This is a genomic window from Streptomyces sp. NPDC102283 (assembly GCF_044766265.1).
Lineage (GTDB): Bacteria > Actinomycetota > Actinomycetes > Streptomycetales > Streptomycetaceae > Streptomyces.
Window position 1 is genome coordinate 49,112 of record NZ_JBIWLQ010000009.1, and the last position, 16,001, is coordinate 65,112.

Here is a 16,001-nt window from a genome sequence, read left to right on the forward strand (position 1 = left end):
TCAGGTCATGAACCGCGGTCGGTGCTGTCGCGCTACTCGGCGCGTCGGCTCCGACCGCCCCTCCAGACGCACGAAGGGACACGTCACGTGGCCATACCCCCAGCGTTCAAGGCGGGCGCGACCGCCCTGGTGCGCGCAGCCGCTCGACCGTCGGTGACCCAGCTTCCCCTACCGGACTTCGACGACCGGTCCTTCCGAGCCGAGGAGCTGGAGGAGGTCACCACCGGACGCCTCGCCTGGATTCGCAGCATCTGGCACGACCCGGGCATCGCACAAGCCCTCCGCCATGCCAGCCCGGTTCTCGCCGCCGAAGTCGAGGCCCTGGAGAGCGCTAGCTCCCCTTCTCCCCGCGAAGTCCGCCGCGTTGGAGTGTCGGTGGCGCGCTACCTCCTGCGTGCGCTGCACCGGCCCACACCGTTCGGACTGTTCGCCGGAGTCACCACGGCCACCTTCGACGCCGAGCCCCACTCCCGCTGGGGCCAGAACCACCTGGTCGTGGCCCGCGCCGGTGCGGAGTGGGTGGGGAGGCTGATCGAGCAGTTAGAAAGGAGCGGAGAGCTGCTGCCGCTCCTGTCGGTCGTCGTCAATAACACCACCTTCGAGCGCGACGGCAGTCTCGTCGTCCCCTACCAAGACGACGGGCCGACCGGTCAGCGGCGAGCGGTCGAGGCGTCCGTCGAGCTGTCGGCACCGGTCCGGCTTATCCTCCGCGCGGCTGACGCGCCGATCCGGATCGGGGAACTCGCCGAGAAGCTGATGGCCGAGTTCCCGGCCGTGGCCCCGGAGCGCGTCAAGCGGCTCCTCGCCGGCATGGTGCGGCGGCGCGTGCTGATCACCAACCTCCACGCGCCGGCGACCGAGACCGACGCGCTCGGTCACCTCGTCACCCAACTCGACGCGGTCCGTGCCGAGGACATTCGTCTCCTGGCGCCCGTCGTCCGGGAGCTGCGCGCCGTCCACGCCGGGCTTGAGCAGTGTGGCACCACAGAGGGCCGGGATGCCGTGGCGACTCGGATGCGCGATCTGGTGCCGGGCCTCCGCCGTCACCCGCTCGCCCTGGACCTGTGCCTGGACGCCACCGTGGTGCTCCCCGATCTGGTCGCCCGCGAGGTCGAGCGCGCCGCCACGATCCTCACCCGTCTCTGCGCCCGCCCGTACGGTACCGAGCCGTGGAACGAGTACCACCAGCGGTTCTACGAGCGGTTCGGCGTCGGCACCATGGTGCCGCTCATGGAAGTTGTCGCAGACAGCGGCGTCGGCTACCCGGACGGGTACCCGGGCAGGCCGACCGACGAAGGCTGGCGGCGCCTGTCGCCGCGGGACGACGTGCTGCTCCGCCTCGCCCAGGCCGCCGCGCTCGACGGCCGCGACGAAGTCTTGCTGACCGACGAGACCGTGGCCGCCCTGGACCGAGGCCCGCAGGAGCCGCGGATACCGTCCCACCTGGAGGTGAGTGTGCGCCTGCACGCATCCAGCCTCGCCGAAGTCCGCCGTGGGCGGTTCACCGTGGAGTTGACCAGCGTCTCACGCGGATCCGGGGTTACCGTCGGACGCTTCCTCGGCGTCCTCCCTCACGCACAACGCAACCGCCTGCACGAGGAGTTGGCTGACCTGCCCACGGCCGACGACGGCACGGTGGCGGCGCAGCTCTCCTTCCCCGCGCTGCTGCCCGACACTGCACACGTCACCCGAACCCCGCGCGTGCTGCCGCTGGTGATCAGCCTGCAAGAGCACCGCGCCCCCGACGCCGCAGTGTTCACGCCAGCGGACCTGGCGCTGGCGTGCGACGGCCGCCGGATGTACCTGGCCGCTCCGAGCCGCGGCGTGCGGGTCGAAGCCGTCGGCATGAACGCGCTGAACCTCGCCGAGCACACCCCGCCCCTGGCGCGGTTGATCACCGAGGTGTCCCGGGCGCAGAACGCCCAGGTCACCAGGTTCGACTGGGGCGCCGCCGCAGCGATGCCGTTCCTCCCCCGCCTGCGCTACGGCCGCATCGTGCTGGTAGCAGCCCGCTGGAGGCTGGAGGCCGGCGACCTCCCCGACCGCCACTGCCCCGGCGCCGACTGGGACGCGGCGCTGTCCGGCTGGCGGGATCGCCGACGCCTGCCGCAGCACGTGTACCTCGTCCAGGACGACCGGCGCCTCCCGCTCGACCTCGATGAGCCCGGCCACCGGAGCCTGCTGCGCCAGCACCTCGACCGCGCCGGTACGGCGCTGCTGACGGAATCCGCTCCTCCCGGGGCGGACGGCTGGACCGGGGGCCGGGCCCACGAGATCGCGGTGCCCCTCCAAGCGGTCCGGCCTCCGGCCTGGCCTGCCCTTCCCACGCCGACCACCGCCCGCGCGCTGTCCCCGGCCCAGATCCAGACCCCGGCCACCTCCCCAATGCTCCTCGTGGCCCTGTACGGCGACCCGCGGCGTCAGAACGTGCTGCTGGCCAGACACGTGCCCGACCTGATGCGGCGCCTCGGCTCTCCTCCCTGGTGGTACGTCCGCTTCCGCGACCCCCGGCAGCACCTTCGCCTGCGGATCGCGCTGCCCGACCCGGGCGACTTCGCCGACACCACCCAGGCGGTCAGCGCCTGGGCCGACGAGTTGCGGACCGCCGGGCTGCTGGCGGACCTGCGCTACCCCACCTCCTACCGCGAGACGGGCCGGTGGGGCTCCGGACCGGCGTGGGACGCGGCCGAGGCCGTGTTCCGCGCGGACTCACTGGCCACGGTGGCGCAGCTCGCCCAGCCCGTCCGGCCGGCGCAGCGCACGCTCGTGGCCGCGCACTTCTTCGCCATCGCCTCCGCCCTCCTCGGCAGCCCGGACGCCGGCGCGCGCTGGCTGATCGACCACATCGAGCCGACCGCGCCAAACCCGGTACCCCGCTCGCAGTTCACCGACGCCGTGCGGCTGGCAGATCCGCGCGGTGACTGGGCGGCCCTGCGGTCAGCGCCCGGCGGCGCCGTGATTGTGGACGCCTGGGCCGAGCGCACTGCTGCGCTCGCTGCGTACGGGCCGCACCTGTTTGGCCCGCACGCCGACGGCATCGCCGTGGACGGCGTGCTGACCTCCCTGCTGCACGTCCACTTCGTGCGCCATGTCGCGGTGGACTTCCCCGAGGAAGAGGTCTGCCTGTATCTAGCCCGCGCCGCCGCTCTGGCCTTCACCGCCCGCGCCGGGAGGCGACCGTGACCCACACCGCAGCCGCGGTGGCCGCTGCCATCGCCGACCGGCTCGCCCGCCCCGACCAGGTGTCGGCGGCGGTCACCGCCGAGGATAACCGGCAGCACCTCGCCTACGGCCCGACCGGCATCGCTCTGCTGCACATTGAACGCGCCGCGGCCGGGCTTGCCCCCTGGCAGCGCGCCCAAGACTGGCTGTCCGCCGCGGCCCGCGAACCCTTCACCAGCGGCCCTGACAGCCACCCCTTTTACGGCGCCCCGGCGCTCGCCCATGCCGTGGCGTGCGCAGCCGACCAGCTTCCGGACTCCTACCGGCGTGGCCTCGATGTGCTGGACCGGCAGGTGATGTCGGACGCCCGGCGGCGGCTGGACGCCGCGCACCGCCGGATCGAGGCCGGGCAGCTTCCGGCGCTCGCCGAGTTCGACGCCATCCGGGGCCTGACCGGGTACGGCGCCTACCTTCTGCGCCGCGACCCGGCGGGCCCGGTGACCCGGGCCGTTCTCGACTACTGCGTGCGCCTGACCCACCCGGTCACTTACGACGGCGAACGCCTGCCGGGGTGGTGGGTACCGACCGGGCCCTCCGGCGGACCGGACGACCGTTTCCCCGGCGGGCACGCCAACCACGGCATGGCGCACGGCGTCGGCGCGGTCCTCACCCTGCTGGCGCTCGCCACTCGCCGCGGCACCACCGTCCCCGGTCACCACCAGGCGATGCGCATGATCCTGGCCTGGCTGGAGCGTTGGAAGGTGCCCACCGGGCGCGGCACGGCCTGGCCGTACTGGATCACCCGCGAGGAACTGCGCAGCGGCCGGCCCGCGGCCTCGGTACCGCGGCGGCCGAGCTGGTGCTACGGCACCGCAGGCTTGGCCCGTGCCCAGCAGCTCGCCGCGATCGCTCTCGGCGACAGCGACCTCCAGGTCGAGGCCGAGGCCGCCCTGCTGGACGCGCTGAGCGACCGCGTGCAGCTTCGCGTCACCACGGACAGCGGCCTGTGCCACGGCTTTGCCGGTCTGGTCCACATCGCGGCGCGTGCCGCCGCCGACGCCGACCGGGCCACCGCCGGCCAGCTCCGCGCCATCATCCCCGCCCTTCTCGCCATGCTGGTCCCGCCCGGCACCGCCCCGGACGACGCCGCTGCCCTGTTGCTGAAGGACGCGGCGGGCGCCGGCCTCCTCGACGGTGCCGCCGGAACCGCGCTGGGACTGACCACCGCAGACAGCGCGGAGCCGCCCCGCACCGCGTGGGACGCCTGCCTGCTCACCGCCTGAACCCGACCGAAGGACTTCTCGATGTGCCCCGACCGCTGGCAGCAGTACAACATCACCTTCCCCGACCGGGACACCGGGCGACGGGCCGTCACGAAACACCTCGCCCCCGTGCTGCTCGCCGCCGAGGCTGATGGGCAGCTCAGCGGCTGGTGGTTCATGAACAAGCAGCCCTGGCGCCTCCGGTACGTCGCCGACCAGCCGTCACCGACCGTACTGACTCTGCTGGACGAGTGGGTGGCCGACGGCACCGCGCAGTCCTGCACGACCGGGAACTACGAGCCGGAGACCGAGGCGTTCGGCGGGGCGGACGCCATGACGGCCGCGCACGCCCTCTTCCATGAGGACAGCCGCCACCTGCTCGCCTATCCCGTCAAGGACGGGCACCTGGGGCGGCGCGAGACCGCCATCCTGCTGATGAGCAGCCTGATGCGCGCCTCGGGTCTCGACTGGTTCGAGCAGGGTGACGTATGGGCGAAGGTCTCCGCACTACGTCCCGGTACCGGCACGCCCGCGTCCACGCGCCTGACCTCGGCGATGAGGAGCCTGATGACCACCGAGGCCCACAGCCTGTGCCGCGAGCACGGGCCGCTGGACGGCCACGCCGACTGGATCTCCGCCTTCGAGGGCGTCGGCACCACGCTCGCCTACCTCGCCGCCCAGGGCGACCTGACCCGCGGACTGCGCGCCGTCATCGCACACCACACCATCTTCCACGCCAACCGTGCCGGTCTGCCGTCCGCCGACCAGCACACCCTGTTCCACATCGCACGAGAGGCAGTCATGGGATCGAGTGAAAACACCGCGTCAGCACCCGGATCGGGCTCCGCGGCTCATAGCGTCAGCACGGTGAACACCGACACACTCACGACCCCCGAGGCCGACGCCGAACAGCTCCGCCACGCCCTGGTGGACCAGATCAAGGCCGACGGCCACGCCCGCACCCCCGCGGTCGAAGCCGCCCTGCGCGCCGTCCCCAGGCACCTGTTCGTCCCCGACACCCCGCTGGCCGACGCCTACGCCAACAACCCGGTCAACGTGAAGTACGACCCCGAGGGCACCTCGATCTCCTGCGCCTCCCAGCCCGCCGTCGTCGCCCTCATGCTGGACCAGCTCGAAGCCCAGCCGGGCGAGCGCATCCTCGAACTCGGCGCCGGCACCGGCTACAACGCCGCCCTGATCGGCCACCTCGTCGGCCCGAGCGGACACGTCACCACCATCGACGTCGATGACGACCTGGTCGAAGGCGCCCGAGCCCACCTCGCCGCCGCCGGCGCCACCAACGTCGAGGCCCTGACGCGCGACGGCGCCCTCGGTCACGCCGAAGCTGCCCCGTACGACCGGATCATCGCCACCGTCGGCGCGCACGGCATCCCCCACGCCTGGCTCGACCAACTCGCCGAAGGCGGCCGACTCGTCACCCCGCAGCGACTCACGGGCAGCGTCTCGCGCTCCATCATCTACGTGAAGCGCGACGGCCGGTGGCAGTCGGCCGGCTCGGAGATGAACACCTTCATGCCGCTGCGCCGGGGCATCGCCGACGACGACCGCCGCGCCGTGCCGCTCAGCACGGACGGCGCCGTGCGCCTCCAGGCCCCGGCCGGCCTGACGCTCGACGCCGACGCTCTCGCCGGTGTCCTTGACCAGCCGCGCGTCGAGGAGTGGACCGGGATGACGGTCCGCGCGGGGGAGTCCCCGGAGTGGATGGAGCTGTTCGTCTCCTGCGTCCTGCCGTCCGGGCTGATCCGGATGCTCTTCCCCCAGTCGGTCAAGGGCACGGTGCTCACCGAGGACCCTTACCCCTCGGCCACGGCCGCCGTCGAGAAGGGCGCCATCACCTACCTCGCGCGGCGTCCCTCGGAGCAGAAGACCCCCGAGGGCGACAAGCTATGGGAGTTCGGCGTCATCGGCCACGGTCCCGGGAGCGATGAGCTGGCCGCCAAGGTCGCTGACGCGGTCCGCGCCTGGGACCGCGAGTACCGCGGTCGGGACGCCACCTTCGAGATCCTGCCGCTCGACGCGCCCGCAGACGAGCAGCCCGGTGTCTTCGTCCTCGACACCCCGCTGAACCGCGTCCGCGTCACCTGGCATTAGCTGATCCGCCTGCGTGGTGCCCGCCGACCGGCCGGCGGGCACCACGCGGCCCTTCCCCGCTCCTCGTCGTCTTCACCCCGGGGGACCTCATGGACCTGAACGGACCCATAGCCCAACGCTTTCCGCTCATCTACCGATTCCGACCCGCATGCCTGCTCCTGCCCCGGCGCGTGCACGGCTTGGCCGAACTCGCCGACGCCGCAGCCGCACAGGCTGACCAGGGCCTCGCCTCGGCCGTCTACAACCAGGCCGCCCTCATCGCCTCCGACCTCGGGCTCCCCGACCTCGCGCGGAAGATGTGCCACCAGCACGCCGCCGCCTACCTCCACGCCGCCCCCCTGCCCGGCATGAGCGCGATCCGCGCACTCGAACCCGTGGTGAACCTCGCGCGCCTCCAGATCCGCGCAGGCGCCGCCGACGACGGGCGCCACCGTCTGCTGCACCTCTTCGACGCCGTCACCAACGGCACCAGCGCTCAGTTCGAGGGGATCCACGTCCCGGCCGACCTCACCCTCACCGACACCGACCGCCACGAGGTGCGCACCTGGCTGTGGAAGGTCGTCCTGGCCGACGGCACCCGCACCCTGACCACGACCGGCCGCTGGACGGAAGCACTGATCCACATAGAGGAACACCGGGGCATCGGGCAGCGCATGCTGGACGGCCGCCAAGTCGCCGTCCTGGCCGCCCTCAGCCACACCCCCACCGACGCCGCCGCGCTCATCACCATGACCACACCCGGAGAACGCTGGGAGAACGCCGTCACCGGCTGCCTCGACGTGATGTGCAAAAAGGCCCTTCGCAGCCCGACCGTGCCCCTCCTCGACACGCTGGTCGAGGACTACGTCGAGCACCAACCCGACCAAGGCATCACCGTCTTCGACACGCGCCTCGGCCTGACGATCCTGGACCTGCTGGAGCCGCACCAGGAAGACGCAGCGCACCGGATGGTTGCAGAGCTCAACCGCCGGGCCGCCGTGGCGACCGACGGCTATGCCGCCCGCGAGTGCCTGGCTGACCACCGATTCACCAGCCTCGCCGAGCCGCGCCAGGTCGAGGCGGCCCGACAGCTCGTCCGGGCATGCGCGCTGGGCAGCGGCAACCTCCCCGCGCCCTGGCTCGCAAGGATGACAGAGGCATTGCGGGGCAGCGACGAGGTGATCCGCGCCAGCGTCGGACACTCCCGCCCACAGCAGGAGGGACTGGTGCACCGGGCTGAGGTGTAACGCCTGGGCAGCCAGAGCAGCCCACCCTGCACGGCGTCGAGCCCCAGGGGAGCCAGGGCGCGTGGCGACGCTCATCGTCGGTAGAGGGCTCTCTGAGCGCCGAACTGAACAGGCAGGAGAGAGGCCAGACACAGCACGTCCCGCGAGTCGGCTCGCCGATCACCTCAACCTCTCTACGCTGGAGCACCATGAGGAAGGTCGCCATCGTCGGCTGCGGAGGCAGTGGCAAGTCCCACCTGGCCCGGGAGCTGGGCAGGATCCTCGACGCCCCGGTGACGCACCTGGACGCCGCGTTCTACGACGACGAGTGGAACGCGTTGCCCATGGACAAGTTCACCGACGTGCAGCGCGAGCTGGTCGCGCAGCTGCGGTGGGTGATCGACGGCAACTACAACTCGACGCTGCAGGTACGGCTCGAAGCCTGCGACACGGTGGTCCTGATGGACGTGTCGACCGTGGCGGCGCTGTACGGGATCTTCTCCCGGCATCTCCGGCACGGAGCCGGGCACAAGGGCAACGGGGTGCACAACCGCATCCACTGGGGCGTGATCAAGTACGTCGCCACGTACCGGAGCAAGATGCGGCCCCGCGTGGTAGCGAAGATCGAGGAGTTCGGCTCCGGCGCCGATGTGGTGCTGCTGGCCAACCGGCGCCAGACGCGCCGCTGGCTGCGGAAGGTGGCCGCCGAGCAGTCCTGACCGGTCCGTGCCCCCGGTCAGGGGGGTGCGGCATGAACGAGCCCAACCCGTTCCTGGACCCCGCCCGGAAGTCGGCGCTGTACGGACACGCCTCGCGGCTGGCCGGGCGGACCAGCGCCCTGATGCGCGCCAAGACCGCCGGACACCCAGTGCCCGAGACGACCGTCAGCCTGGTGCTGGCCCACCATGCCCGGCCCGACCGGCTCGGCGTGGTGCTCGACATCGGCTGCAGTCGCGGCACGAGTAGCCTCGTCATCCGAGCAGCTCCGGCCCAAGCGCGTCGTGGGCCTGGACGCCGACCCCTCGCTGCTCGCCCAGGCCCGCGAGCGCGCCAAGGACCTGCCCGACAGCAAGGTGGAGTTCGTCGAAGGCGACTTCCACGAACTCCCTCTGCCCGACGGGTCGAGCGATGTCGTCGTCGCGGCGTTCTGCCTCTACCACTTGCCGCACCCCGAGGACGTCGTCGGGCAGATCGCCAGGGTCCTCGCCCCCGAGGGTCTGGCCGTGCTCGTCACCAAGGCCCTCGACAGCTACCGGGAGATGGACCAGCGGGTCGCCTCCGCCGGCCTCGATTCGCCAGCCTCTCAGCACGAGAGCCTCTACACCGCAGCCCACAGCGGCAACCTCGCCGACCTGGCCGCCTCCCCGCTCGACGTGATCGCAGTCCTGGACGGGGAGCACCTCTTTACTTTCGACGGCCACGACCACACGGCGCAGTACCTGGCCACCAACCCCAAGTACGACCTCGCGCCCGGCCTGTACGGCAACCCCGGGGCCTTGGCCGCGGCCCTGCACGAGTTCCTTCCCGACCAGCCGCTGACCACCCGGTCCCGGATCACCTTCGTCGTCGCCCAGCCGAAGGAAGGAGGAGAGCTGACATGAGCCCTGTCCCGTTCACCAAGCACTACGCGGAACCGGAGCGTGTGGCGGGGGCGGTGCGCCACTACCGGTGGCTCACCGCGCACGCCAAGCCGCTGCGGCAGCCGGGCCTCCACACTGCCGGACCGCAGTCCTTGACGTTCGAACGGATCGAGGGCCGCCCCGTACGTCCCGAAAAGACTTCCCGCGCGTGGCGGAACTGCTAGGCCACGCCCACGGTGCCGCCTGTGGCTTTGTTCACGACTCGCGTCAGCAGTTGTTCACCGTTGCGGAAGGCACCTGCACGGCGGCGATGTCGATGTTCACGGCGTCGGGCAGCAACACGGACCACGGGCCTGGTGCCCGGCAACGGCGCCGCCACGACGGACCACCTGGCCCCGTAGCCAGCGCTTTCGCCCTGCCTCTCCGGAAGCGGCAGACGGCCGATCTCGCTGCCGGCCCCCGAGCTGCTGCTCAAAGCCGTGAACATTCGACGCTGGCCAGCTACCGCAGTGCCTCCCGAACTGCTGTCAAAACGCTGCTCACTGTCGTGTGCGAAGCCACGCCTGGGCCAGCGACCTGCACTCCGCGGCGATGGACACCCCGCACCACTTTCAGGGCGGCACGCAGTTCGACGACTACCTCGGTCCCCGGAAGGTCGCTCTGCGGCGACGCCACGAGCAGGGCTACCTGCCGAACAAGACGGCACTGCACGCGATGCTCGGCCTGCCGGAAGCGACCGCCGAGGGCCCTTGCGCCTTTTGCAAGGACAGCAACCCGCGGAACTTCATCATCACCACGCAAGACATCGTCGCCGTCGACACCGACGACCTGTCCCTCGCCCCGCTGGGGTACGACCTCGCCAAGATCGTCGCGACGCTCCACCTGACCTACGGGCCGCTCTCGGACCAAGCCGTCACCACCGCCCTGCTCGAGTACAACGCGGCAGCCCGACGCCACGACGCCCGGCTGGCAAGACGGACCGGGGCCAGCTCGACAGCTTCCTGGGCCTGCACGCCGTGCTCACCGCCTCGTACGTCGGCCGCAACGGCCTCGTCGGGGGCCCGCGCACCTGCACCGGCCTGACCAACCTCGGGTACGCCCAAGCGGAACAGGCCGCACGGCGCCTGGCCACCGAGCACCTGAAGAAGCCCTTCGACGTCATCTACACCGGCCCGCGGATCCGCCTCGTCCAGACCGGCGAGATCATCGCCCAGACGCTTCAGATCCCCGCGCACCACGACGACCGACTCGACGGCCCTGGGACGCGGTGAAGACGGCCGCCGACGGCGGGCCGCACGCTCACCCCGACACGCCCTGGGCCAACGGCTCCGACACCTGGAACGGGTTCCTGGAGCGCGCCGGCAGGAACCTGAGCCAGCTCAGCCAGCTCAGCGAGGAGAACCACGGCAAGCGCCCTCCACAAGCAGCGCGAAGGAAGTTCGGGGGGAGCGGCTGATCTCGGTAGAAGTCCAAGCTGGTAGCGACACACCGTAACCGGAAGTCTCTGCGGCGGGCGTCTTCCCGATGAGCTCGGTGCGCCGGAAGAGCGAATTCCCTCTCCCGCCTTATTGCGAGCAGCTTGCAATAAGGCGGGCGTGCCCCTTTCGGCCCAGTGGTCGGCGACTGTGTCGTCGCCAATTTTCCTGGACTGTTCGCTTGGCTGAATTGCCGCTCCCACCGGCCTGTTCACCCTTCGCGGACCGCGTGCCCGACCGGGGAATCCATTCGGGATGCGTGCGGGCCGGGGTTTCGGCGTGCTTGTCTACGGCTGCGCAGTCTTTGGGTGCCGGCGGGCCCGCGTTTCGAGCCGCTCCGTCGTTCGGTCCTTTCCTGCCAGACCGCTCGGTGCACAACCTCCCGCCGCGGCACCGAACGCCATCCCCATCAGCCCACCCCTCGCTTTCGCATGCCCCGACGCATGCCTGGCAGGGGGCAGCAGACAGAAGGAATGCCGTGAAGGTTTCCCAGGCCAGGCCCCGTTCACGACGTGTCCTGGACCGGTCCCTGCTCGTGCTCGGTGCCACCACTCTGGCCGCAGGACTCGGAGCGATGACCCTCGCCCCGGGCCTCAGCGCGGCCTCCAGCCACCGTGAGGCGCCCCTGATCGCCGGTGATCCGCGGGCGGACAACACCGACGTGTACGCGTTCACCAGCCCGGACAAGGCCGACACCGTCACGATGGTGGCGAACTGGATCCCGTTCGAGGAGCCCAACGGCGGCCCGAACTTCTACGCGTTCGGCGACGACCTGCGCTACAACATCAAGGTCGACAACACCGGTGACGGCGTCGCCGACGTCACCTACAGCTGGCGTTTCCGCGGCAGTTACCGGGACGACGCGAACCAGTTCCTCTACAACACCGGCCAGGTCACCTCGCTGAACGACCCGGACCTGAACTTCCGCCAGGTCTACGACCTCGTCGTGACCACCGGAGGAAAGAGCCGGACCCTCCTGTCGGGTGTGCCGGCCGCTCCGTCCCGCACCGGTCAGGCGTCGATGCCCGACTACGCGGCGCTGCGCAAGCAGGCGACCTTCGGTCTGCCGGGCGGCGGCAGGACGTACGCGGGCCAGGCCGAGGACCCGTTCTTCGCGGACCTCCGCGTCTTCGACCTCCTCTACGGCGGCGACCTGAGCGAGCGGGGTCAGGACACCCTGGCCGGCTACAACGTCAACACCATCGCGATCCAGGTCCCCAAGAAGCAGCTCGCGCTGAGGGGCAACTCCTCCCGCAACCCGGTCATCGGCGTGTGGTCGACCACCGAGCGCGGCGGTGTCACCCTCGACGACTCCCGGGACAAGGGCGCCACGAAGCAGTGGAAGCAGGTTTCCCGCCTCGGGAACCCGCTGGTCAACGAGGTCGTCGTCCCGCTGAAGTTCAAGGACGCCTTCAACACCCTCAACCCCAGCCAGGACCGTACCGTCCAGCCGGTCGTCGACAAGGTGTACGACCCGATCCTGCCCAAGCTCATCCAGCAGGTCTACGGGGTTCCGGCCCCCAAGACGCCCCGCAACGACCTCGCCGAGATCTACCTGACCGGTATCTGCAAGGCCTGCGGTCCGATCAAGGCCGATTTGAACGCCCACCGCCTCAACAAGGACGCGCCGCTCAAGAAGATCGTCCCGGCGGAGGAGCTGCGCCTGAACATGGCGGTGCCGCCCACCGCGAAGCCCCAGCGCCTCGGAGTGCTCGCGGGCGACCTGGCCGGCTTCCCGAACGGGCGCCGCCTCGCCGACGACGTCATCGACATCTCGCTCCAGGCCGTCGAGGGCGCCGCCCAGACCGGTGTTCTCGTGCCCGCGCTCGCGGACGGCGACAAGGTCGACACGAACGAGGTCCCGTTCGGTACCTCGTTCCCGTACGTCGCGCTGCCGCACACCAAGAACGTGAACCGCGGCCCCGGCGCGGCCGGCCGCAACGCCGAGCAGTCCTCGGCGGAGAACACCGCGGCGAGCCCCGCCATGAAGCCCACCCACGCGGCGGCGCTCGCCGGGGCTGGCGCGCTCTTCCTCGGCGTCGGCGGCTTCCGCCTCCGCCGCCGCGGCAAGGACAGCTGAACCGGCAGCCGACGGACATCTGAAGCGGTGCCCGGGCCGGGCCGAAGATCACTGCCCCGGCCCGGGCACCGCGGCTCCAGCAGCATCGAACATTCGGGAGAAAATTCCGTGCACCCGGACCACACCGAACCCCCGCACCAGCCGCCACCCCCCTCACACGGCGGCAGGCGGCTGCGGAACATCGTGGTCACCCTGGCCCTGGGCGCGGCGATGTTCGCCGCCGGAGCGGTCATGCTGGCGCCCGACCAGACCACCGTTTCCCGTCCGTCGGGCCAAGGCCGGCCGGGGGCTTCTCCACCACGTGGGTCGATCGAGGCGCTCCAGGCCCGGGTGACCCGCCTACCGAAGGATCCGGGGGGCTGGGCCGCCCTGGGCATGGCTTACGTCCAGCAGGCCCGTTCCACCGCCGACCCGGCCACCTACGACCGGGCCGAGAAGGCGCTGCGTACCTCTTTCACGGTGCATCCCGAGGGCAACACGGACGCCGAGATTGGTATGGGGGCCCTGGCCGCGGCACGCCACGACTTCCCCGCCGCGTTGCGCTGGGCGCGCAAGGCCACCGCCAGTGGCCCGTACAGCTCCTCCGCCTACGGCGTCCTGGCCGATGCCTACACCCAGTTGGGCCGCTACGAGGAAGCCGACAAGGCCGTCCAGAAGATGACGGACCTGCGCCCCGACGCCGCATCGCTCGCCCGCGCCTCCTACGCCTTCGAGCTGAAGGGGGACATCGACCGGGCCCGCCCCCTCATGCACAGGTCTCTGGCGGCGGCGGCCACCCGGGCCGACACCTCGTTCGCCCACAACGTCCTGGCCACCCTGGACCTCCAGGACGCCGACCCGCGAGCCGCCCTGGCCCGGACACAGACCGGACTCAGGGCCGCCCCGGGCGATTCGGCGCTCCTGGAGACCCGGGCCCGCGCCCACCTGGCACTCGGCGACACCGCCAAAGCCCTCGCCGACTACCGGGCGGCCATCGCCATCGCGCCCCTGCCGCACTACCTGCTGGGCCTGGGAGAACTCGAACAGTCCCTGGGCCACCGCGAACAGGCCGAAGAGCAGTACACCCTCCTGCGCGCCCAGGACCGCATCCGAGAAGCCGCGGGCGACCCGGCGGACACGGACGCGATCCTCTTCGAAGCCGATCACGGCAATCCGCGAAGAGCCGTCACCATGGCCGAACAGACCCTGCGCACCCGCCCCTTCGTCGCCGTCCACGACGCGTACGCCTGGGCCTTGCACTTGGCCGGCCGGGACACTGAAGCACTCGTCCAGGCCGACAAGGCCCTGGCTACGGGGATGCGCGGCGCGCTGTTCCGCTACCACCGGGCAGTCGTCCATCACGCGCTAGGCGATACCGAAGCAGCCCGCCGCGACCTGACCGAAGCACTTCGTGAGCCTGCCTTCCACCCCCTGCACGCCGACGCCGCCCGTGACCTGCTCCAGCGAATCGACACCACGCCATGAATTACACCCTGCGCCGAGCCCTCACCACGCTGACCGCCACCGCACTCGCCGCCGTCGCGAGCGCGGCAGTAGCCCCCGCAGCTGCCGCCCACCCGTTGGGCAACTTCAGCGTCAACTACCACACGGGGCTCGTCCTTCGGCCCGACCGGATCGACACCCGGATCATCGTCGACCGAGCAGAGATCGCGGCGCTTCAGGAACGTCCCGTCGTCGACTCCGACCACGACGACACCGTCAGCGACAGTGAGTCGCGCGCCTACGCCGAGGAAGCGTGTTCCGGTCTGAGGAAACAGCTCCACCTGAGCCTGGGCGGTAAGCGAGCGGACTGGAAGCAGTCCTCGGCCACCCTGGTGTACGAGAACGGGGAAGCGGGTCTGAAGACCAGCCGCCTCACCTGCGAGCTGACCACCCGTGCCGATCTCACCGAGCCCACCGGCATCCAGGCCGAGACGGACTACGACACCACCCGCATCGGCTGGCACGAGATGACCGCCACCGGCCAGGGCGTCAGGATCACCCGCACCGACGTACCGGCAACCTCCGCCACCCGCGAGCTGCGCCAGTACCCGCAGGACCCCCTCGCCTCCCCGCTCGACCAGCGAACAGCATCGCTGCGCAGCGAACCCGGGCAGGGCGCGGGCGCCGTCCCGGCCGTGGTGGCGGAGCTCCCCGGCGCGGGCGTGATCAGCGGGGTGCTGGCCAAGGTGACCGGGGCCTTCGACGCGCTGGTCGGGGCCCGCGAGATCACCCTGCCCGTGGGACTCCTGGCTCTGTTCCTGGCGCTGGTCCTCGGGGCGTCCCACGCGGCGATGCCCGGCCACGGCAAGACCATCATGGCCGCCTACCTCGCGGGCCGCCGCGGCACCAGACGGGACGCCCTCACCGTCGGAGCCACCGTCACGCTGACGCACACCGCCGGCGTCCTCGTCCTCGGACTCGCCCTGCCCGTCTCCACCCACCTGGCCGGAGAGACCGTCCTGATGTGGCTCGGAGCCGCCAGCGGACTCCTCGTCACCGCCATCGGTCTCTGGCTCCTCCTCGGAGCCGTCCGGGGCAGGCCGCAACACAACCACCATCACCACGGCCCGGGCCACAGCCACAGCCACGTCGACCACCAACACGGCCACGGCCACCATCATGATCACGACCACGGGCCCGTTACCCCAGCCTCCGCACACGACAGCGCGCCGGCCGGCGAACTCCAGGCGACCCCCACGGTCGCGACACTCGCCCCGCCGGACCACGAGCACCACCCAGCGGACACGTCAACGGCTCCCCGAAACGCCCGGCGTACAAGCCGCTCCGGCCTCATCGGCATGGGTATCGCCGGCGGCCTGGTCCCCAGCCCCTCCGCCCTCGTCGTCCTCCTTGGCGCCGTCGCCCTGGGACGCACCGCCTTCGGCGTCCTCCTCGTCATCGGCTACGGACTCGGCATGGCAACCACCCTCACCCTCGTCGGCCTCCTCCTCGTCCGCCTGCGCGAACGCATCGAGAGCCACGACCGGGCCCGAACCCTCCGCCACCACCCCCTGCTCCGGAAGCTGGCACGGACCGGACCCGTCATCACCTCGCTCCTCGTCGTCGCCGTCGGCCTCGGCCTGACCCTGCGGGCAGCAACCGGGAACGGCTAGCTCCCGCAAACCCCCTGCGGGAGACGCCAC

General features: G+C 71.3%; 13 protein-coding genes. All 13 read left to right on the forward strand.

Annotated features, from left to right (window positions below):
- Nucleotides 1–87 precede the first annotated feature (87 nt).
- The 13 genes from ACIRJT_RS19195 (at nt 88) to ACIRJT_RS19255 (ending at nt 15,971) form a co-directional block, all read left to right on the forward strand.
- Nucleotides 88–3,183: a lantibiotic dehydratase gene (locus tag ACIRJT_RS19195; protein WP_403910676.1), complete on the forward strand. Its 3,096-nt coding sequence runs from the start codon at nt 88–90 to the stop codon at nt 3,181–3,183.
- Nucleotides 3,180–4,445: a lanthionine synthetase C family protein gene (locus ACIRJT_RS19200; protein ID WP_403910678.1), complete on the forward strand. Its 1,266-nt coding sequence runs from the start codon at nt 3,180–3,182 to the stop codon at nt 4,443–4,445. Before ACIRJT_RS19195 ends, ACIRJT_RS19200 begins: the two co-directional genes overlap by 4 nt.
- A gap of 21 nt (nt 4,446–4,466) precedes the next feature.
- Nucleotides 4,467–6,536, forward strand: coding sequence for a methyltransferase, FxLD system (gene fxlM / locus ACIRJT_RS19205; RefSeq protein ID WP_403910680.1), 2,070 nt, complete (start codon nt 4,467–4,469; stop codon nt 6,534–6,536).
- Nucleotides 6,537–6,625: 89 nt separating this feature from the next.
- A complete protein-coding gene (locus ACIRJT_RS19210) occupies nt 6,626–7,762 on the forward strand; it encodes a hypothetical protein (protein ID WP_403910682.1) in 1,137 nt (378 codons plus the stop codon).
- Between the two features lie 188 nt (nt 7,763–7,950).
- On the forward strand, nt 7,951–8,460 hold the full coding sequence (locus ACIRJT_RS19215; RefSeq protein WP_403910683.1) for a topology modulation protein: 510 nt from the start codon (nt 7,951–7,953) through the stop codon (nt 8,458–8,460).
- 186 nt (nt 8,461–8,646) lie between these two features.
- A complete protein-coding gene (locus tag ACIRJT_RS19220; RefSeq protein ID WP_403910685.1) occupies nt 8,647–9,342 on the forward strand; it encodes a class I SAM-dependent methyltransferase in 696 nt (231 codons plus the stop codon).
- A complete protein-coding gene (locus ACIRJT_RS19225; protein WP_256984870.1) occupies nt 9,339–9,545 on the forward strand; it encodes a hypothetical protein in 207 nt (68 codons plus the stop codon). Before ACIRJT_RS19220 ends, ACIRJT_RS19225 begins: the two co-directional genes overlap by 4 nt.
- A gap of 325 nt (nt 9,546–9,870) precedes the next feature.
- On the forward strand, nt 9,871–10,404 hold the full coding sequence (locus tag ACIRJT_RS19230; RefSeq protein ID WP_403910687.1) for a hypothetical protein: 534 nt from the start codon (nt 9,871–9,873) through the stop codon (nt 10,402–10,404).
- Nucleotides 10,338–10,592 (forward strand): histidine phosphatase family protein, encoded by a 255-nt coding sequence (locus ACIRJT_RS19235; RefSeq protein WP_256984871.1) that lies wholly within the window; start codon nt 10,338–10,340, stop codon nt 10,590–10,592. The genes ACIRJT_RS19230 and ACIRJT_RS19235 overlap by 67 nt, the downstream gene beginning before the upstream one ends.
- A complete protein-coding gene (locus ACIRJT_RS19240; protein ID WP_403910689.1) occupies nt 10,589–10,777 on the forward strand; it encodes a hypothetical protein in 189 nt (62 codons plus the stop codon). The genes ACIRJT_RS19235 and ACIRJT_RS19240 overlap by 4 nt, the downstream gene beginning before the upstream one ends.
- Nucleotides 10,778–11,274: 497 nt before the next feature.
- A complete protein-coding gene (locus tag ACIRJT_RS19245) occupies nt 11,275–12,876 on the forward strand; it encodes a DUF4331 domain-containing protein (protein WP_403910691.1) in 1,602 nt (533 codons plus the stop codon).
- 108 nt (nt 12,877–12,984) lie between these two features.
- Entirely contained in the window at nt 12,985–14,340 is a 1,356-nt protein-coding gene (locus tag ACIRJT_RS19250) for a tetratricopeptide repeat protein (protein WP_360427710.1), read from the forward strand.
- Nucleotides 14,337–15,971, forward strand: coding sequence for a nickel/cobalt transporter (locus tag ACIRJT_RS19255; RefSeq protein ID WP_403910693.1), 1,635 nt, complete (start codon nt 14,337–14,339; stop codon nt 15,969–15,971). Before ACIRJT_RS19250 ends, ACIRJT_RS19255 begins: the two co-directional genes overlap by 4 nt.
- The last annotated feature ends 30 nt before the right edge of the window (nt 15,972–16,001 follow it).